Genomic DNA, 16,492 nt, shown 5'->3' with positions numbered 1-16,492 from the left:
ACCACACCGGACGCGCGGTCAGCCCCGGAAGGCCGCCTCGATGCAGTCAGCCGCGCGCTCGACGCCCCGCTCGGCACGCACCCGGGCGCCGACCAGCGCGGCCTGGCGCCGCACCGGCGAGCCGGCGGTGGTGGTGAACGCCTGCCGCAGCGCCTCGACCGAGGTGTGCCCCACCGCGACCGGTCGCGCCCCGGCGCCGATCTCGTGCACCCGACGCCCGAAGAACGGCTGGTCCAGCGCGAACGGCACGACGACCTGCGGCACCCCGGAGCGCAGCGCCTCAGCGGTCGTCCCCGCGCCGCCGTGGTGGACGACGGCGGCCGTCCGGGGGAAGAGGAGGTCGTGCGGGGCGCCGTCGACGAAGAGGACGCGCTCGTCATCCCTCTCCTCCAGGCCGGTGCCGCGCAGCGCGACGACGCGGTGCCCGGCCGCCAGCGCGCCCTCGACGGCGTGCCCCAGCGCCGCCCGGGTCTGGGGCAGGCTCTGGCTGCCGAACCCGGCGTAGACCGGCGCGGGCCCGGCCCCGAGGAAGCCCTCGAGCTCCGGGCCGAGCGTGGTCCCGGCCGGGGAGTCGTGGAAGGGGTAGCCGGTGAGCACGATGCGCCGTCCGCTGACGCGACGCGGCGCGATCACCTGCGGGGTGTGGGCGACGAACGTCCGCACGCCGAGGGTATGCCGTGCCGCCCGCACCCCGGAGCCGCTCGGCACCCCGTGGTCGGCGAGGGCGGCGGAGACGGGTGAGCCCATCGCCATGGCCGGCCGGAGCGCGCGGAGCCCGTCGAGGAGGTTCCGGGCGGACCGGCCCTGCCGGGTGGCGAACATGCTGGCGTCGCCCCAGGGCGAGGGCAGCGCGGGGACGAAGAGCATGAGCGTGTGCGGCCGGGGGTCACGGGCGGCGAGCTGCCCGGCCCACCCGAAGGTCAGCGCGGTGGACACCACCGCGTCGTAGCGGGGCCACAGGTCGAGCAGCACCCGCGCGAGCTCGGGCGCCATGGCCTCGGCCTGGTGGCGCAGCGCGGCGACCTGCCGGCCGACGTCGGCGCCGGCCATGATCTGGGCGACCGTCCCCTCGCGGTAGATCCGCATGGCGTCGACCCGGACCTCCTCGAGGTCCAGCCCGGCCGCGTGGATGCTCCCGGCGAAGTCGCTGGAGGCCGTGACCCCGACCTGGTGACCGCGCGAGCGCAGCTCCCGGCCCACCGCGAGCACCGGCTGGTAGTCGCCCCGGCTGCCCCCGGCCAGGATCGCGATCCGCATACCCCCATCCTCGCAGGAGGACCGGCGGCCGACGCCTGCCGGGAGCCGCGCCGCAGGAGTACCGTCGGCCCCATGGACCTGTCGCCCCTGGGGGTGCGTGCCACGGCGGGCACGCTGCGCGCCGCCGAGGGGATCGTGCTGGCCCACGCGTGGACGGACGAGGGCGTCGTCGCCGGCCCCGTGACCAACGGGGCGCAGCTGCTGCACCTGTCGGTGGCGCTCTGCGTGCTCAACGACACCTACCGGGAGGCGCAGACCCTCGGCATCGAGGTGGACGGGGTGGCCGTCACCGCCGACGGCGGTTTCGACGACGACTGGCGCTCCACCGGGGTGAGGCATGCCGTGCACCTCGACGTGCGCGCGTCCGCGGCGGACCGGACCCGCCTCGTCGAGCGGGTGGACGCCGTCGCGGAGACCCCGCGGGCGCTGCGGCAGGGGGCGCCGGTGCTCAGGACGTCCGTCGGTGGTCCCCTGTAGCGTCGGGCGCATGACCTTCGCCAACGTCGGCACCCTGGACGCGGTCCCCGGCAGGCGGGACGAGCTCGTCGCGATCCTCGCCCGCCGCTCGCCCGAGCTCGAGCAGGCCGGGTGCCTGCTCTACGAGGTCGGCGTCAGCGAGGACAGCCCGGACACCGTCTTCGTCGCCGAGCTCTGGACGTCTGCCGCGGCGCACGAGGCCTCGCTGGGTCTGGAGAGCGTGCAGGCGTCGATCCAGGAGGCCCGTCCGCTGCTGTCCGGCCGGATGGGCGGGTTCAGCTTCGACGTCGTCGGGTCGCCGCTGCGGGACTGACCCGGTGCGGGCCCTAGGCTGTCGGCACCCACCCCCACCGTCAGTAGAGGACCCCCATGTGCCGAGTGCTCGCCTTCATCGGGCCGGAGACCCCGCTGGAGAACCTGCTCCTCACCCCCGCGAACAGCCTGGTCAACCAGGCCCTCGACCCTGAGAGCCACCCGGAGCTCCAGCTCGCCGGGTGGGGGTTCGGCGCCTGGGGTGAGCACCTGGCCAAGCCGCAGGAGCCGTTCATCTACCGGCGGCCGATGGCGGCGTTCTACGACGACAACGTGGAGCGCATCGTGCCGAGCCTGCGGGCGAGCACCATGCTGGCGCACGTCCGGGCGGCGGCCTACGACGCGAAGGTCGTGCTCGCCGACGAGAACTGCCACCCGTTCTCGTTCCAGGGGACCCGCTGGATCGTCGCGCAGAACGGCTACCTGCCGGGCTGGAAGATCCTGCAGCGCGAGCTGCTGCAGCACTGCAAGGACGAGTACCTCGAGCAGATGGCGGGCTCGACGGACACCGAGTTCATCTACGTGCTGCTGCTCTCGCTGCTCGACGGCGACGGCGACGAGGACGTCCAGCGAGCGGTGGAGGAGCTGATCCGGCTCGTCGCGGGCGCCATGGACACCCTCGGCCTGCCGGGCCTCACCAAGCTCAAGCTGGCGCTGGTGTCGCAGGACCGGGTCATCGGGGTCAACGGCGGGCTCGGGCTCGAGGGCGAGACCGGCCCGAGCGGGGACTGGCAGGAGCTGCGCCGGGCCGAGCCGGGCACGGACGAGCACAGCCTCTCGATGCTCCTGGAGCCGATGTACTACCTCATGGGGACCGGCTTCGACCAGGACACCTCGACGTACGCCTTCGAGACCGGCGACGGGGAGGAGGAGGCCACCGGCGCGATCTTCGCCTCCGAGGCCCTGACCGAGGACACCGACGGCTGGTCGACGCTCGACTTCGGCCACATCCTCTTCCTGCGCAACGAGGGCGGGCGGGTCACCAGGACGGTCAGGGAGCTCTCGGTCTAGGTCCCGGCCCGCACCCGCCGCACCTCCTCGACGCGGCCGCCGGCGTCCCCGGCCCCCGGACCCATCTGCACCACGACGTCCGCGGTCGCGACGGCCGCCGGGTCGTGCTCGGCGACCACCACGGTATGCCCCGCGCCGGCCAGGGCGTGCAGCTGCGCCAGCAGCCGGTGCACGTCGGCGGGGTGCAGGCCGGTGGTCGGCTCGTCGAAGAGGTAGAGCGTCGCGCTGCGGCGACGCCTCTGCAGCTCGGTCGCGAGCTTGATGCGCTGCGCCTCCCCTCCGGAGAGCTCGGTCGCCGCCTGGCCCAGCTGCAGGTAGCCCAGGCCCAGCGCGTCCAGGGCCTCGAGCGCGCGGGCCGCCGCGGGCAGCCGGGCCAGCGCCTCCCGGGCCTCGCGCACGCTCATCCGCAGCAGGTCGGCGACGGTGTGCCCGTGCCACCTGACCTCCAGCGTCTCCGGCCCGAAGCGGTCGCCGTGGCAGGTCGGGCACGGCGCATACGTGCCGGGCAGGAAGAGTAGCTCGACGGCGACCGCGCCCTCCCCGCCGCAGGTGGGGCACTGACCGGCGGTGGTGTTGAAGCTGAAGCGTGAGGCGGTGAAGCCGCGGTCCTGGGCCTCCGGGGTCGCGGCGAAGGCCTGGCGCACCGCGTCCCACAGCCCGGTGTAGGTCGCCAGCGTGGACCGCGGCGACCGCCCGATCGGCTTCTGGGTGATCCGCACCACCCGGGTCGGCGCCCCGTCACCCACGGCCCGCGCCTGCCCGCCGGACCGCGGCGCGGCCCGCGGCCCGTCGCCGTCCTCGTCCTCCGGGTCGGCGCCGCGCTCACCCTCGACGTCCTCCACCCGGGCCAGCCGGCCGCCCACCACGTCGTGCACCGCGTCGAGCAGGCTGGTCTTGCCGGATCCGGACACCCCGGTCACCACCGTGACGACGCCCAGCGGCAGGTCGAGGTCGACACCCCGCACGGTATGCCGGTCCAGCCGCCTCAGCTCCAGCGTCCCGGTCGGCGCCCGCTCGCCCGGCGCCGCGTCGCCCAGCACCTCGCCGGGGTGCACCGGCTCCTGCAGGTAGGCCGCGGTCGGGGATCCCTCGACCCCGCCCAGCCCGCCCACCGGGCCGGACCAGAGGACCTGCCCGCCGTCCCGCCCGGCGCCCGGGCCGACGTCGACCACCCAGTCGCACCGCTGCACGACGGCCATGTCGTGCTCCACCACCACCACGGTGTTGCCGGCGGCGACCAGCGCCCGCAGCAGCTCCAGGAGCTGGTCCACGTCCCGCGGGTGGAGCCCGGCCGACGGCTCGTCGAGCACGTAGACCACCCCGAAGAGCCCCGACCGCAGGGCGGTCGCCAGCCGCAGCCGCTGCAGCTCACCGGTCGACACGCCCACGGCCGGGCGGTCCAGCGACAGGTGACCCAGCCCCAGGTCGAGCAGCAGCTCCAGGCGCCCCAGCAGGTCCGCGACCAGCACCGACTCGGCCTGCGCCCGCGCGTCGGGTCCGTCCTGGTCCACCCCGGCCGGCGCCCCCGGCTCGCCGGTCAGCTCGAGCCGACGCGCCCGCAGGACCTCGACCAGCCCGGCCACCGGCAGCGCCGCGGCCTCGTCGACCGCGAGCCCCTGCCAGGTCACGGCGAGGGCGTCGGGCCGCAGCCGCCGCCCGCCGCAGGTCGGGCACGCGCGGGTCTCGACGAAGCGCAGCATCCGGCGCCGGGAGGTGGCGCTCCTGGTCTCGGCGAGGGTGCGCCGCACATACCTCGCGGCGGAGGAGAACGTCCCCTGGTAGGGCCGGTTGATCCGCTCCGCGTCGCGCACCGGCACCACGGTGACGACGGGTTGCTCGTCGGTGAAGAGGATCCACTCCCGCGTCGACGCGGGCAGCTCGCGCCAGGGCGCGTCGACGTCGTGACCGAGGGTGGCGACGATGTCGCGGTAGTTCTTGCCCAGCCACGCCCCGGGCCACGCGGCGACCGCGCCCTCGGCGATGGAGAGGGTGTCGTCCGGCACCATCGACGCCTCGGTGGGCTCGTGCACCACGCCGAGCCCCCCGCAGCCCGGACACGCGCCGACCGCCGTGTTGGCGGAGAAGTGGTCGGAGTCGAGGTGCGGCGCGCCCGTCGGGTAGCTCCCGCACCGCGACAGCAGCATCCGCAGGGTCGCCCCGGTGGTGGTCACCGTCCCGACGCTGGACCGCGCCCCGGCGCCCGACCTCCCCTGCTCGAGGGCGACCGTGGGGGGCAGCCCGTGCACGTCGCGCACCTGCGGGTCGATCGCGGTGTGCAGCAGGCGCCGGGCGTAGGGCGCGACCGAGTCGAGGTAGCGCCGCTGCGACTCGCCGTGGATCGTCCCGAAGGCCAGGCTCGACTTCCCCGACCCGCTCACCCCGGTCACGGCCACGAGGGCGTCCCGCGGCAGGTCGACGTCGACGTCGCGCAGGTTGTGCAGCCGGGCGCCCCGGACCTCGATCTGACCGTCCATGCCGGTCAGGGTATGCCGCGTCCGCTCACGGACCCCGCCGGACGAGGGCCTGCTCGTCCTGGGCCCGCGCCCGCTCGACGATCCGCCGGGCGACGCGCTCCCAGTGGTCGAGCACCTCGGCGTACTCCGGCAGGGCCACCGGGCGCAGCCGCCCGAGGACGAAGAGCACCTGCCGCGGCACCTGCAGCGAGTCCTCGGCGTAGTGCAGCAGCTCCTCGAGCGCCAGGTCGACGACCTCGGCGACCCGCTGCGGCCGGTGCACCAGGCGGGTCCGGCCGTCGCGCTCGACGACCTCCGGGAGGTCGCGCCGGGTGACGACGAGGCGCAGGATGCGGTGCAGCTCGTTGGTGACCTGGCTGGCCGTGGTGGGGTCGTTGATCCCCGGGCTGAGCGCCCGCTCGGCGATGTCGACGAGCTTGCGCACGCCGAGCTCGGGATCCTGGTTGAAGGACCGGTCCTGCTCGACGACGATCGCCCGGCGCACCGTGCGGAGGTCGAAGCGGCGGTCCAGCTCTCGGTGCTCCTCGTCGTCGGCGCCGTTCATCACCACCCGGCGCTCGGGCAGCGCCAGCCCGTAGATCCGCACCGCCGGCGCCCCCTCGGTGACGTAGCGCCCGACCGGCGTGAGCACCTGGACGACCGCGTCGTGCTCCACCGCCCACTCGACCAGCCGGCGGTAGCCGATCTCCACGACGTAGCCGTGCTCCACGGCCTCCAGCTGCAGCACCGGCGCCGACCCCGGCGGGTCCCACTCCCGGTCCGGGCGGCGGGCGGCCGGCTCGTCGGCGTGCGGGAAGTAGCGGTCGATCACCGACATGGTCGCGCTGCCCAGGTGCGTGACGATGGAGGACACCTGGATCGAGGTGGTGATGTGCTGGATGAAGGCGAGGAAGGTGCCGACGCTGGCCAGCACGAGGAGGAACCCGAGGGTGACCGAGATCTGCGGGACGAAGGACTCCTCGCCCGAGGCGCCCTGCACCGACCGCAGGACGGTGAGCGCGTAGGTGAACGTCGCCGCGAAGATGCCCAGCGTCGACTGGGTGATGCGGCTGGAGAGGAAGTCGTCCAGCACCCGGGGGCTGAACTGGCTGCTCGCGAGCTGCACCACGACCATGGTGATCGAGAAGACGAGGCCGGTCACCGAGATCATCGCCCCGGCGATGGTGCTGAGCATGCCGCGGGCGCCGTCCGCCCCGCCCTGGAAGACGAAGGGCAGGTGCTCGTCGACGCTCTGCTCCCACTCCGGCAGCACCGCGCCGACGACGGTGGCGACGACGACGAAGGTCATCGGCAGCACCCAGAACGGTCGCCACACCCGGCTCCACCGTGACGTCCGGCGGATCTGCGGCAGGACACCGAGGTCGTCGCCGTCGCTGCGCGCGTCGTCCCGGGCAGGGGAGGGGTCGGTCACGGTGCGTCAGTGTCGCAGGGTCACCGGGTGGGCGCGCGCCGCCCGGGGAGGTCACCCCGGGCGCTGCGGACGGCGAGGCGGCGCAGCAGCGGGACCTGGGCACGACGCTCCCGCGCGAAGGTGGCGCGTGGTCCGGAGGTCCAGGTATGCCGGAGCACCCGCTTGGCGGCCGCCAGCGCCCGGGGGTCGTGCTCGAGCATGGGGGTGATGAGCTCGTGCGCGAGCGCGACCGGATCGGCCCCGACCCGGGTGGCCAGGCCGAGCTCCCCGGCCTCGGCGCCGGGCACGAGGCGCCCGGTGAGGGTGAGCTCCTGGGCGACGTCGAGGCCGACCAGCTCGGCCAGCGAGCGCGTCCCGGTCATGTCCGGGACCAGCCCCCACCGCACCTCCCGGACCGACCACGACGCGTCCGGGGTGGTGGTGCGCAGGTCGGCACCGAGGGCGAGCTGGATCCCGGCACCCAGGCAGTGCCCGTGCACGGCGGCCACCACGGGGACCGGCAACCGACGCCACGCCCAGCACGCCTCCTGGAAGACGTTGGTGCCGCGCCACGGTCGCGGCACGAAGCGGGTGCCGATGCCGACCGGGTCGGCGAGCGCGGACCGCAGGTCCAGCCCGGCGCAGAACGCCTCCCCCGCGCCGGTGAGGACGACCGCCCGCACGGTGTCGTCGCGGCCGAGGGCCCGCGCGGTGCGGACCAGGTCGTCGAGCATCGGCAGCGTGAGGGCGTTGAGCTTGTCCGGCCGGTCGAGGACGACGTGCGCCACGCCGTCGTGGACCCGGTCGACCCGGACGTGCTGGCTGGGCGGGGGCGGAGGCATACCCGCGAGCATCGCAGACACGGACCGGCCCAGGCGTTCAGGTGAACGCCTGGGCCGGTCGGGACGGACGTGTCGTCGGCCCAGGCGTTCACGTGAACGCTCCGGCCGACGGTGCCGGCGGGCCGCTCAGCCCTCCAGCGCGGCGTCCAGGGTGATCTCGACGCCGGTGAGGGCCTTGCTGACGGGGCAGCTGGCCTTGGCGTCCTCGGCGGCCCGGACGAAGGCCTCCTCGTCCAGGCTGTCCACCTCGCCGCGCACGGTGAGGGTGATGCCGGTGAGGCGGAAGCCGCCGGCCGGGTCCTCGCCGAGCGAGACGTCGGCCTTCACCTCGAGGGCCCGCGGGGTGCCGCCGGCCTCGGCGAGCAGGTTGGACAGCTGCATCGCGTAGCAGGAGGAGTGGGCGGCGGCGATGAGCTCCTCCGGGGAGGTCGTGCCGGCCGCGTCGTCCGCCGCGCGGGACGGGAAGGACACGTCGTAGGTGCCGACCTTGGAGCTGCTGAGCTCGACCTTCCCCGAGCCGTCCTGCAGGGAGCCGGTCCAGTCGGTGCGTGCGGTGCGCGTGGGCATACGTCATCCTTTCCTCGGCGGTGCTGTCCTCCGCGTCAACCGGGCACGGGGTCGACGCATTCCGTGCCGGGCAGCCGCACCTGACACGATGGGGCCATGCTGGCGGTGACCATGGTGACGATCGACTGCGACGACCCGCAGGGACTGGCGGAGTTCTGGGCCCGCGCGCTGCAGACCGAGGTCGCGGCCGACTGGGGCGACTTCGTCGTCCTCGCCGGTACCCCCGCGATCGGGCTGCAGCGGGTCGAGAGCACCCCACCCGGCAAGAACCGCCTGCACCTGGACCTCGCCGGCGGCGACCGGGCCCCCGAGGTCGCCCGGCTCGTCGAGCTGGGGGCCGACGTGGTGCGGACCCACGACGTGGACGGCTTCGGCTGGACGGTCATGGTCGACCCCGCGGGCAACGAGTTCTGCGTCAGCGACCCGCACGACGGCGGCGAGGAGGTGGAGTCCAGGACCGAGGGCGAGGGGGAGCACGGCTTCGACTCCGCGCCCGAGTCCGAGCTCGGGCGCGACGACTGCGAGGACCCTCGCGACGCGGACGCCGGTGCGGGGGGCCGCGGGGCCGACCCCGGCGCCGGCGCCGACCGCCACGACGACCAGGCCGACGAGGACGACGAGGACGACGGCGTGCCGCCCGGCGTCGAGGACGAGGGCGGCCGGTGAGCGGGGCCGAGGCGCAGGACGTGGCCACCCCGCTCGTGCTGCTGCACGGCGTCGGCCAGGCGCCGATGGCGTGGGAGGACGTCGTCGTGCCCCTCTACGGCAGCCGCCGGATCCTCACCCCCTGGGTGCCCGGGCTGCGCCCGACCGAGACGCAGCTGCTCGGCCTGAGCGACGCCGCGGCGGCGCTCGACCAGCAGCTCATGCTCGAGGGTCTGCAGCAGGTGGACCTGTGCGGCGTGTCCTACGGCGCGATGGTCGCCACCCGGCTGGCGGCGGACTTCCCCGAGCGGGTGCGCCGCCTGGTGCTCGTCGCCGGGCAGGTGCGACCGCCTCGCCTGGCCATGCGCGCGCAGTCGGCGGCGCTCCGGCTGGTGCCGGCCGCACGCCTGGCCGACGCGGGCGTGTCCAAGGAGCGGCTGCTCCAGGCGCTGGAGGTCACCCGCTCGGCCGACCTGACGCAGGCCCTGGAGCGGGTCCAGGCGCAGACCCTGGTGCTCGTCGGGGCCAAGGACAAGGTCAACCAGCCGGGCTCGCGGGCGTTGGCGGACGGCATACCCTCTGCGCGGCTGCGGATCGTCGAGGGCGCCGGGCACGCCCTCAACGAGGAGGCGCCGCGGGCGCTCGTCGAGCTGCTGCGCGACTTCCTCGACGACTGACCGGAGCGTCCGCAGCGGGCACCCACCGCGTCGCCGCGGCGTCACCCGCGGGCACGCACCCCCTCGTGCGACGGACGCGGCTCAGACGCCGAGGAACTCCGTGACGGCCGGCAGCTCGGCCCGCGCCTGCGCCAGCCCCGCCTCGTGGCTGGCCCGCAGTCTGGCGACGTCGCGCTCCCCGTTGCCGACGGGCATCCGCCCGGGGACGAAGAGGTAGGCCGCGCCGCTCGCCTCGAGGTCGAAGAGCTCCTCGCGCAGCGCGTTGTAGCGGGCGGGTCGCGCGGCCAGCGCCTCCGGGATCGCGGGGTAGCGGCGGAAGTGGCGGCGGAGGTACCAGTCGCCCCGCTGCCCGCTCTTGCGGTAGCCCCGCTCCTGGGTGAGCACGACGAGGAACTTCTCGTAGCCGTCGGCGCGCGCCGCGTCCAGCGCGATCCCTGCCGAGCTGCCCAGCGCCCCGTCGACGTAGACCCGCCCGTCGATGGTCACCGGCGGCATGACCACCGGCATCGTCGAGGAGGCACGCACCCGGACCATGAGGTCGCGCAGGGAGGCTAGGTCCTCGCGCCCCCACCACACCTGCTCCCCGGCCACCGCGTCGAAGGCACCGATGCGCACCTGCGCGGGGTCGGCCGCGAAGGTCTCCCAGTCGAAGGGCAGCGCCTGGTTCGGCAGCGAGGTCTCCTCGTAGATGTACTGCGCGTTGAACCACCCCTGCCCCCGGGCGAAGGACCGCCAGTCGCCGAAGCGCGGGTCGGAGGCGAAGTCGGTGAAGCTGTGCCGGGCCCGCCACGGGTCGTGGCTGACGTAGTTGCACGTGTTGCTCGCCCCGGCCGAGATCCCGCCCACCCAGGGCAGGTGCAGGCCGGCCTCGAGGAGGGCCACCACCATCCCGGAGGTGTAGGACGCCCGCATCCCTCCGCCCTCGAAGATCAGCGCGGTGTCGGTCACGGTCTGAGCCACACACCCGAGCATAGGAGGGCTACATTGGCCCCATGGCCCAGGGTGAGGCCGTCACGGCATACCTGGACTCGCTGCCGCCGACCGCGCGCGAGCGGGTGGAGCTCATCCGCGCCCGGGTCCACGCCACGGCGCCGGGGCTGGGGGAGAAGATCTCCTACGGCATCCTCACCTTCACCCTCGACGGGCGGACCGTCTGCTACACCGCGGGGTATGCCCGGCACGTGGCCGTCTACCCGCTGCCGGACGTCTCCGGGGACCCGGACCTGGCCGAGCGGATGGCCCCCTACGTCTCCGGCCGGGGGACGCTGAAGTTCCCGCACGGCGCCGCGCTGCCGCTGGACCTCGTCGGTGACGTCGCCGCCGCGCACCTCGCCCGGCTGCGGGGCGCTGGGACGGCCTGACGGCACCGGGCGGGCGGCCCGGCACCTGCGGAGGGGCAGGCGCGGAGGGTCAGGCGCGGGCGGCCGCGGCCCCGTGGTCGGCGACCTCCTCGGCCACGCGACGCGCCCACTGGCCGACCCCGATGAGGGTGGCCGACGCCGCGCCGCACCAGTCGCCGTAGCCGAGGAGGAACAACCCCGGCACGCCGGGCACGGTGGGGCCGCCGTCCGTGACGACCCGGCCCGCGCGCCGGGGCACGTCGAGCCCGGCGAGCCAGGACAGCTCGGGACGGAAGCCGGTGCACCAGACGACCGCGTCCAGCTGGTGCTCGGTCTCGTCCGCGGCGACGGCGCCGTCGGGGGTGAGGCGGGCGACCATCGGCGTGGCGACGAGCTCGCCGGCGTCCCGGGCCCGGCGCACCGGAGGCACGGCCACGATGTCGCCAAGGCTGCCGACCCCGTCGCCCTCCCCGCGCAGGCTGGCCGAGGCCACCCGGAAGAGCTCGCGGCCGTCCACCTCGTCAGGCAGGTAGCGCGGCGGCCCGAGCGTCGCCCACGTCACCTCCGCCACCGGCAGGAGGTCGGCCGCGACCTGCGCGCCGGAGTTGGCGCCGCCGACGACGAGGACGCGCCGGCCCGCGAAGGGGGCGGGACCGGCATACCTCGAGCTGTGCAGCTGCACCCCGCGGAAGTCCGCGATCCCGGGGACGGCGGGGACGAACGGCCGGCTCCAGGTGCCCGTCGCGCCGACGACCGCGTGCGCCCGCCGGGTGCCGTGGTCGGTGTCGAGCAGGAAGAGGCCGTCCTGCCGGGTGACCGAGCGGACGCGGACCGGCCGGCGGACCGGCAGGTCGTACCGCTGCTCGTAGGCGGCGAGGTAGGCGATGACGTGGGCGGCGTCGGGGTTGTCGGGCCCCTCCGTCGGGGGCATCCGCCAGCCCGGCAGCGAGGAGTAGGCCGCGGGGGAGAAGAGGCGCAGCGAGGGCCAGGTGTGCCGCCAGGCCCCGCCGGGCGCGTCACCGGCGTCGAGGACGAGGTGCTCGACACCGCGGCGGCGCAGGTAGAAGGAGGCCGCGAGCCCGGCCTGCCCTCCGCCCACGACGACGGCGGGGAGGGGATCGGTGACCACGCGGGGCGGCGGCTACGGGACGAGCTCGGGGTCGCGCCGGTGGCTGCGGTGGTCCGAGACGGGCTGCGTCGACGGTATGCCGTGACCCGGCGGCTCCGGCGAGGTCGCGCGCGTCGCTGCCTGCTGGTCCGCGTCGGCGCGCGTCCGGGCCGGGGCCGCGACCGGCTCGGCCGGGGCGGTGGCGCGCTCCGCGGGGTGCGGGTTGGCGGGCGCCGCCTCGAGCCGGCGCCACCAGGTGGCCGTGCGGCGGCGGACCAGCCACTGGTCGGCGTCGATGATGGCCCGCAGGACCACGGCGCCCACGAGCATCCCGCCCAGGAGGTCGGAGGGCCAGTGGTAGCCGAGGTAGTAGGCGACGCCGATGGAGTTCAGCGTGATGAGACCCATCGCCCACCCGAGGCGGCGCAGCAGCCGGGTGTCGGGCTGGGAGTAGACGTAGATGAGGTAGGCCGCGGCCCCGTAGAAGAGGATGGCCTCCGAGGCGTGGCCCGAGGGGTAGCTGATGCCGTACCACCCGTGCTCGGCCGCCCCGCCGTTGAGGAAGCGGCCCGAGACGTCGTCGGCCTTCGGGGAGGTGCGGGCCAGGACGACCTTGAGCCCGCCGACCACGGCGTAGAAGCCGATCTCGGCGGCAGCAGCGACGAGGACGGGCCGCCAGGTCCGGTGCTTCCACGCGAGGAAGAAGGCCACGGCGAGCAGCACCGGGAGGCAGACCGCCTGACCGGCCACGGCATTGGGCACCTGGTCGAGGAAGTCGGTCCACCGGGGCGTCAGGTCGTCGGACCAGAAGCCGTGCAGGGAGCGGTCGAGCTCACGCAGCGGACCCGCGACCAGCGCCGTCACCAGCACCAGGGCGCCGATGAGCACCGGCAGGCTGGTGAGGCGGCGAAGGGTCAGCATGAGGAATTCCTAGGGTAGGAAAGAAGACTGGGACGAGTCTGGGCACGCCGGTTGGGCCTCGACAACATTCCATGGTAGAGCTCGCGACACGGGAATGCAGGTCGAGAAGGCCCGTCCGCGTCTCGTGGTATGCCGTCCTCGTGCGGTTCCCCGTGCGCGCCGGTGGCCCCTGGAGGGCCACGACCGCGCACAGGCGGGGTCACACGGGTGCCAGTGCCACCAGCGGTCCGCCGGGCGCCGCGACCCCGATGTGGTCGCCCGGCCGCACCGTGCCGCCACGGGTGACGACGGCCATGACGCCGGTCAGCCGCTCCACCGCACCGTCGCCGTGCCGGCGCAGCACCCGCTTGAGCAGGCCGGGCTGGAAGTCGTCGATCTGGTAGCACGGGTTGCGCAGCCCGGTGACCTGAACCTCGGCCGCGCCCAGGGTCAGCCGGGTGCCTCGCGCCAGCGCCAGCAGGTCGAGGCCGGTCGTCGTGACGTTCTCCCCCAGGTCGCCGGGGCGGACGGTGTGCCCGAGCTCGGCCAGGTCGTCGAAGAGCTCGGCGTGGATGAGGTGCACCTGGCGCAGGTTGGGCGCCGTCGGGTCCTTCTTCACCCGGTGCAGGTGCTGCACGGTGGCGCCGGCGTGCGCGTCCCCGCGCACGCCATACCCCTCGACGAGCTCGATCTCGCCGGCCGGCTCCTTGCGGAACTCGTGGACGGGGCTGAGCTGCACGGCGAGCACGCGGGACGGCATACCCCGCATTCTGCCGTGCGGGCCGCGTCAGGCCCGGTCGAGGTCGAGCAGGTCCCCCGGTCGGCAGTCCAGAGCCTCGCAGACGAGCGTGAGGGTGCTGAACCGGATGGCCCTGGCGTGGTTGTTCTTGAGGATCGACAGGTTGGCCATCGTCAGACCGGTCCGCCGGGAGAGCTCGGTGAGCGTCATGCCGCGCTCGTCCAGCACCTGGGCCAGCCTGGTGACGACCCGGTGGTCAGACGAGGCCATCGGTGGCGTCGACGAGGTCCCGGCCCGTCGCGAAGGCGTGCGCGAGGACGGCGGCCACGGCGGCGGCCACGATCATCGGGACGGACAGCGAGGGGAGGTCGATCCCCAGCGCGCCGCCCGCCTCGGTGGCGTCGAGGTGGTCGGCGAACCGGCGCTCCACAGCCGCGCCGGTCGCGACGTCCACGAGCAGACGCAGCCCCACGAGGGCCAGCAGCCAGACCGCCACCCGGCGCAGCCGGCGGACCACGTCGTCGGCGAAGGGGCGCCCCTGTGCCGAGCGGCGCGCCACGTGGTGCACGGCCCGGAGGGCGATGACGAGCATGGCGGCCATGAGCACGGTGCTGCTGACGCCGAGCAGCCGGATCCACAGCGGCAGCACGGTGACCTCGGTGCGGAGGGCGTCGACGGGGAGGTCCAGCTGCAGCACCTGAGGGAGCGCGCTGGGCGGGACCCAGGCGTCGTCCGAGGGGATGACCGGGATGCCGGAGACCACCAGGAAGACCTGCAGCGCGCAGAGGGCGACGGCAGCACCCACCACCACGTTCACGACTCTGGACGCGAACCGCAGTCCGCGTGGTGGGACGGTGGTCTCGGCTGTCGTCATCATGCTCCCCTTATCGATGATCGGGATACTGACAAACGATAAACGTCGACGTGCGAGGGCGCAACGGGGTGGCGGTAGGCCACACTGTGCGGCATGTCGCCGCACGCCCTGGAGGAGCTCTGGCCGCCCTACGCCCTACGCGTCGAGGCGGGGGACCTGACGCTGAGCGTGCTCCGTGAGCGAGACGTGCCGGAGCTGGTCGCGCTGGTCCTGGAGGGTATCCACGACCCGGGCACCATGCCCTTCCTCTACCCGTGGACCGCGGCTCCCCCGGAGGACGTCCCCGCCAACTACGTGCGCTACCTCGGTCGGGTCCTGGCCGGTCAGGGTCCAGGCGCGATGTCGCTCCAGCTGGTGGTGCGCCGGGCCGGCGAGACCGTAGGCATCCAGGCGCTGGAGGGAGAGGAGGTGTCGACGACCCGGACGGTGGAGACCGGCTCGTGGCTGGTGCGCCGTGAGCACGGGAAGGGCATCGGCACGCGGATGCGTCGGGCGGCGTGTGCGCTGGCCTTCGACCACCTCGGCATCGAGCGGATCACGTCAGCGGCCTACCTCGACAACCCTGCGTCGCTCGCGGTCAGCCGTGCGGTGGGCTACCAGGACAACGGTCGCGCCTGGGTCGCGCGTCAGGGAGAGAGCGCCGAGCAGCAGAGGTTCGTCCTCACCCCGGAGACCTTCCGTCGCGGCGAACCGATCCGGGTCGAGGGAGCCGCCGCGGTGCGGGCGTTCTACGGGCTCGACCGAGCCGCCGCCACGCCCGTGCCGGCCGGCTCAGGGACGCACGTGCGCAGCTGAGCCGGGTCGGCCCGGGCGGGTCGCGGGACGTGTCAGCCCACGAGGCCGGGGGAGCGGCCGACGTCCGGCCGGACGGGTGCGGCATACCCCTGCCTCGGTGCCCGCGCTGCGGACGCGGGCGAGGAGGTGCCATCATCGGGAGAATGCGTTTCCTCTCGATCCAGAGCCACGTCGCCTACGGCCACGTCGGCAACTCGGCCGCCGTCTTCCCGCTGCAGCGTCTCGGGCACGAGGTGTGGCCGGTGCTGACGGTGAACTTCTCCAACCACACGGGGTATGGCGCGTGGGGCGGCCCCCTCATCCCCGCCGACGACGTGCGCGCGGTCGTGAGCGGCATCGAGGACCGCGGGGTGCTCGGCACCGCCGACGGGGTGCTCTCGGGCTACCTCGGCGGGGAGGAGATCGTCGACGTCGTCGTGGACGCGGTGGCCCGGGTGAAGGCCGCCAACCCGCAGGCGACGTACACCTGCGACCCGGTCATGGGCAACGCCACCTCGGGGTGCTTCGTGGCGCCGACCATCCCGCCGCTCATCCGCGAGCGGGTGCTGCCGCACGCCGACATCATCACGCCCAACCAGTTCGAGCTGGGCTACATGACGCACACCGAGCCGGACAGCCTGGAGTCGACGCTCGAGTCGGCGGACCGGGCGCGGGAGCTCGGGCCGCGCACCGTGCTCGTCACCAGCGTGCTGCGCCCGGAGCGCGAGGCGCAGCCCGACGGCGGGGAGACCATCGAGATGCTGGCCGTCGACGACGACGGCGCCTGGCTGGTCGCGACGCCGCGGCTGCCGATCAAGGCCAACGGCTCCGGTGACGTCACCAGCGCGATCTTCACCGCGCACTACCGGGAGAGCGGGTCGGCCCGGACCGCGCTCGAGCGGACCGCGGCCAGCGTCTACGAGCTGCTGCAGGTGACCATCGACTCCGGCGAGCGCGAGCTGCGGCTGGTGCAGGCGCAGGAGGCGTTCGTCGGGCCCGGGCGGGAGTTCACCGCGACCCAGGTGCGCTGAGGCGACCTGGCGCGCCCGGGCTCGCGCCTCGGCCGGCGGCCCCCGACCTGACGCGGCGAGGCGCATGACGACCT

19 protein-coding genes are annotated in these 16,492 nt (G+C 74.6%); 8 read left to right on the top strand and 11 right to left on the bottom strand.

Going from position 1 to position 16,492, the window contains the following annotated elements:
* Positions 1–18: 18 nt before the first annotated feature.
* Positions 19–1,257 carry a glycosyltransferase gene (locus AVL62_RS13825; protein WP_058892229.1) on the bottom strand — a complete coding sequence of 413 codons (1,239 nt, stop codon included), beginning with the start codon at positions 1,255–1,257 and terminating at the stop codon, positions 19–21.
* 72 nt (positions 1,258–1,329) lie between these two features.
* Here AVL62_RS13825 and AVL62_RS13820 point away from each other — a divergent pair, with 72 nt between their 5' ends.
* The 3 genes from AVL62_RS13820 to AVL62_RS13810 are packed head-to-tail and all read left to right on the top strand — an operon-like array spanning position 1,330 to position 3,057.
* Positions 1,330–1,734 carry an OsmC family protein gene (locus AVL62_RS13820; protein WP_058892228.1) on the top strand — a complete coding sequence of 135 codons (405 nt, stop codon included), beginning with the start codon at positions 1,330–1,332 and terminating at the stop codon, positions 1,732–1,734.
* Positions 1,735–1,744: 10 nt separating this feature from the next.
* Positions 1,745–2,047 carry a putative quinol monooxygenase gene (locus AVL62_RS13815; protein WP_058892227.1) on the top strand — a complete coding sequence of 101 codons (303 nt, stop codon included), beginning with the start codon at positions 1,745–1,747 and terminating at the stop codon, positions 2,045–2,047.
* 56 nt (positions 2,048–2,103) lie between these two features.
* On the top strand, positions 2,104–3,057 hold the full coding sequence (locus AVL62_RS13810) for a class II glutamine amidotransferase (RefSeq protein WP_058892226.1): 954 nt from the start codon (positions 2,104–2,106) through the stop codon (positions 3,055–3,057).
* Here AVL62_RS13810 and AVL62_RS13805 read toward each other — a convergent pair.
* From AVL62_RS13805 to AVL62_RS13790, 4 genes are all read right to left on the bottom strand, one after another.
* The gene (locus AVL62_RS13805; RefSeq protein WP_058892225.1) at positions 3,054–5,531 is read right to left on the bottom strand and encodes a hypothetical protein; all 2,478 of its coding nucleotides are present in this window, start codon (positions 5,529–5,531) and stop codon (positions 3,054–3,056) included. The genes AVL62_RS13810 and AVL62_RS13805 overlap by 4 nt on opposite strands.
* A gap of 25 nt (positions 5,532–5,556) precedes the next feature.
* The gene (locus AVL62_RS13800) at positions 5,557–6,942 is read right to left on the bottom strand and encodes a DUF2254 domain-containing protein (protein ID WP_058892224.1); all 1,386 of its coding nucleotides are present in this window, start codon (positions 6,940–6,942) and stop codon (positions 5,557–5,559) included.
* 20 nt (positions 6,943–6,962) lie between these two features.
* Complete coding sequence (locus tag AVL62_RS13795; RefSeq protein ID WP_058892318.1) at positions 6,963–7,763, bottom strand: crotonase/enoyl-CoA hydratase family protein; 801 nt, start codon at positions 7,761–7,763, stop codon at positions 6,963–6,965.
* Between the two features lie 126 nt (positions 7,764–7,889).
* A complete protein-coding gene (locus AVL62_RS13790; protein WP_058892223.1) occupies positions 7,890–8,330 on the bottom strand; it encodes an OsmC family peroxiredoxin in 441 nt (146 codons plus the stop codon).
* Positions 8,331–8,426: 96 nt separating this feature from the next.
* On the opposite strand from AVL62_RS13790, the gene AVL62_RS17565 reads away from it, so the two are divergent.
* Together AVL62_RS17565 and AVL62_RS13780 are read left to right on the top strand one after the other, a co-directional pair.
* Positions 8,427–8,996: a VOC family protein gene (locus AVL62_RS17565; RefSeq protein WP_201023275.1), complete on the top strand. Its 570-nt coding sequence runs from the start codon at positions 8,427–8,429 to the stop codon at positions 8,994–8,996.
* Positions 8,993–9,652, top strand: a complete 660-nt coding sequence (locus AVL62_RS13780) for an alpha/beta fold hydrolase (RefSeq protein WP_062946266.1) — start codon at positions 8,993–8,995, stop codon at positions 9,650–9,652. The genes AVL62_RS17565 and AVL62_RS13780 overlap by 4 nt, the downstream gene beginning before the upstream one ends.
* A gap of 81 nt (positions 9,653–9,733) precedes the next feature.
* Here the strand turns inward: AVL62_RS13780 and AVL62_RS13775 are convergent, their stop codons facing one another.
* Positions 9,734–10,624 carry a patatin-like phospholipase family protein gene (locus AVL62_RS13775; protein WP_058892222.1) on the bottom strand — a complete coding sequence of 297 codons (891 nt, stop codon included), beginning with the start codon at positions 10,622–10,624 and terminating at the stop codon, positions 9,734–9,736.
* 20 nt (positions 10,625–10,644) lie between these two features.
* On the opposite strand from AVL62_RS13775, the gene AVL62_RS13770 reads away from it, so the two are divergent.
* Entirely contained in the window at positions 10,645–11,013 is a 369-nt protein-coding gene (locus tag AVL62_RS13770; RefSeq protein ID WP_058892221.1) for an iron chaperone, read from the top strand.
* A 49-nt stretch (positions 11,014–11,062) separates the two neighbouring features.
* Here the strand turns inward: AVL62_RS13770 and AVL62_RS13765 are convergent, their stop codons facing one another.
* From AVL62_RS13765 to AVL62_RS13745, 5 genes are all read right to left on the bottom strand, one after another.
* Positions 11,063–12,121 (bottom strand): ArsO family NAD(P)H-dependent flavin-containing monooxygenase, encoded by a 1,059-nt coding sequence (locus AVL62_RS13765; protein WP_058892220.1) that lies wholly within the window; start codon positions 12,119–12,121, stop codon positions 11,063–11,065.
* Between the two features lie 12 nt (positions 12,122–12,133).
* The gene (locus tag AVL62_RS13760) at positions 12,134–13,021 is read right to left on the bottom strand and encodes a phosphatase PAP2 family protein (protein WP_058892219.1); all 888 of its coding nucleotides are present in this window, start codon (positions 13,019–13,021) and stop codon (positions 12,134–12,136) included.
* Between the two features lie 199 nt (positions 13,022–13,220).
* On the bottom strand, positions 13,221–13,760 hold the full coding sequence (locus AVL62_RS13755; protein ID WP_058892218.1) for an MOSC domain-containing protein: 540 nt from the start codon (positions 13,758–13,760) through the stop codon (positions 13,221–13,223).
* A gap of 27 nt (positions 13,761–13,787) precedes the next feature.
* Positions 13,788–14,009: a helix-turn-helix domain-containing protein gene (locus AVL62_RS13750; protein WP_058892217.1), complete on the bottom strand. Its 222-nt coding sequence runs from the start codon at positions 14,007–14,009 to the stop codon at positions 13,788–13,790.
* On the bottom strand, positions 13,996–14,556 hold the full coding sequence (locus AVL62_RS13745) for a DUF2975 domain-containing protein (protein WP_058892216.1): 561 nt from the start codon (positions 14,554–14,556) through the stop codon (positions 13,996–13,998). Before AVL62_RS13745 ends, AVL62_RS13750 begins: the two co-directional genes overlap by 14 nt.
* A 150-nt stretch (positions 14,557–14,706) precedes the next feature.
* Here AVL62_RS13745 and AVL62_RS13740 point away from each other — a divergent pair, with 150 nt between their 5' ends.
* Together AVL62_RS13740 and pdxY are read left to right on the top strand one after the other, a co-directional pair.
* Positions 14,707–15,408: a GNAT family N-acetyltransferase gene (locus AVL62_RS13740; RefSeq protein ID WP_058892215.1), complete on the top strand. Its 702-nt coding sequence runs from the start codon at positions 14,707–14,709 to the stop codon at positions 15,406–15,408.
* Between the two features lie 143 nt (positions 15,409–15,551).
* Entirely contained in the window at positions 15,552–16,418 is an 867-nt protein-coding gene (pdxY, locus tag AVL62_RS13735; RefSeq protein ID WP_058892214.1) for a pyridoxal kinase PdxY, read from the top strand.
* The last annotated feature ends 74 nt before the right edge of the window (positions 16,419–16,492 follow it).

This window comes from Serinicoccus chungangensis, assembly GCF_001483745.1.
GTDB classification, from domain to species: domain Bacteria; phylum Actinomycetota; class Actinomycetes; order Actinomycetales; family Dermatophilaceae; genus Ornithinicoccus; species Ornithinicoccus chungangensis_A.
This window is presented reverse-complemented; position numbering and strand designations above follow the sequence as displayed.

Coding starts and splice junctions, on each gene's coding strand:
- AVL62_RS13825 (WP_058892229.1), bottom strand. CDS start 1,257: ATGCGGATCGCGATCCTGGCCGGGGGCAGCCGGGGCGACTACCAGCCG.
- AVL62_RS13820 (WP_058892228.1), top strand. CDS start 1,330: ATGGACCTGTCGCCCCTGGGGGTGCGTGCCACGGCGGGCACGCTGCGC.
- AVL62_RS13815 (WP_058892227.1), top strand. CDS start 1,745: ATGACCTTCGCCAACGTCGGCACCCTGGACGCGGTCCCCGGCAGGCGG.
- AVL62_RS13810 (WP_058892226.1), top strand. CDS start 2,104: ATGTGCCGAGTGCTCGCCTTCATCGGGCCGGAGACCCCGCTGGAGAAC.
- AVL62_RS13805 (WP_058892225.1), bottom strand. CDS start 5,531: ATGGACGGTCAGATCGAGGTCCGGGGCGCCCGGCTGCACAACCTGCGC.
- AVL62_RS13795 (WP_058892318.1), bottom strand. CDS start 7,763: ATGCCTCCGCCCCCGCCCAGCCAGCACGTCCGGGTCGACCGGGTCCAC.
- AVL62_RS13790 (WP_058892223.1), bottom strand. CDS start 8,330: ATGCCCACGCGCACCGCACGCACCGACTGGACCGGCTCCCTGCAGGAC.
- AVL62_RS17565 (WP_201023275.1), top strand. CDS start 8,427: ATGCTGGCGGTGACCATGGTGACGATCGACTGCGACGACCCGCAGGGA.
- AVL62_RS13775 (WP_058892222.1), bottom strand. CDS start 10,624: ATGCTCGGGTGTGTGGCTCAGACCGTGACCGACACCGCGCTGATCTTC.
- AVL62_RS13770 (WP_058892221.1), top strand. CDS start 10,645: ATGGCCCAGGGTGAGGCCGTCACGGCATACCTGGACTCGCTGCCGCCG.
- AVL62_RS13760 (WP_058892219.1), bottom strand. CDS start 13,021: ATGCTGACCCTTCGCCGCCTCACCAGCCTGCCGGTGCTCATCGGCGCC.
- AVL62_RS13755 (WP_058892218.1), bottom strand. CDS start 13,760: ATGCCGTCCCGCGTGCTCGCCGTGCAGCTCAGCCCCGTCCACGAGTTC.
- AVL62_RS13750 (WP_058892217.1), bottom strand. CDS start 14,009: ATGGCCTCGTCTGACCACCGGGTCGTCACCAGGCTGGCCCAGGTGCTG.
- AVL62_RS13740 (WP_058892215.1), top strand. CDS start 14,707: ATGTCGCCGCACGCCCTGGAGGAGCTCTGGCCGCCCTACGCCCTACGC.
- pdxY (WP_058892214.1), top strand. CDS start 15,552: ATGCGTTTCCTCTCGATCCAGAGCCACGTCGCCTACGGCCACGTCGGC.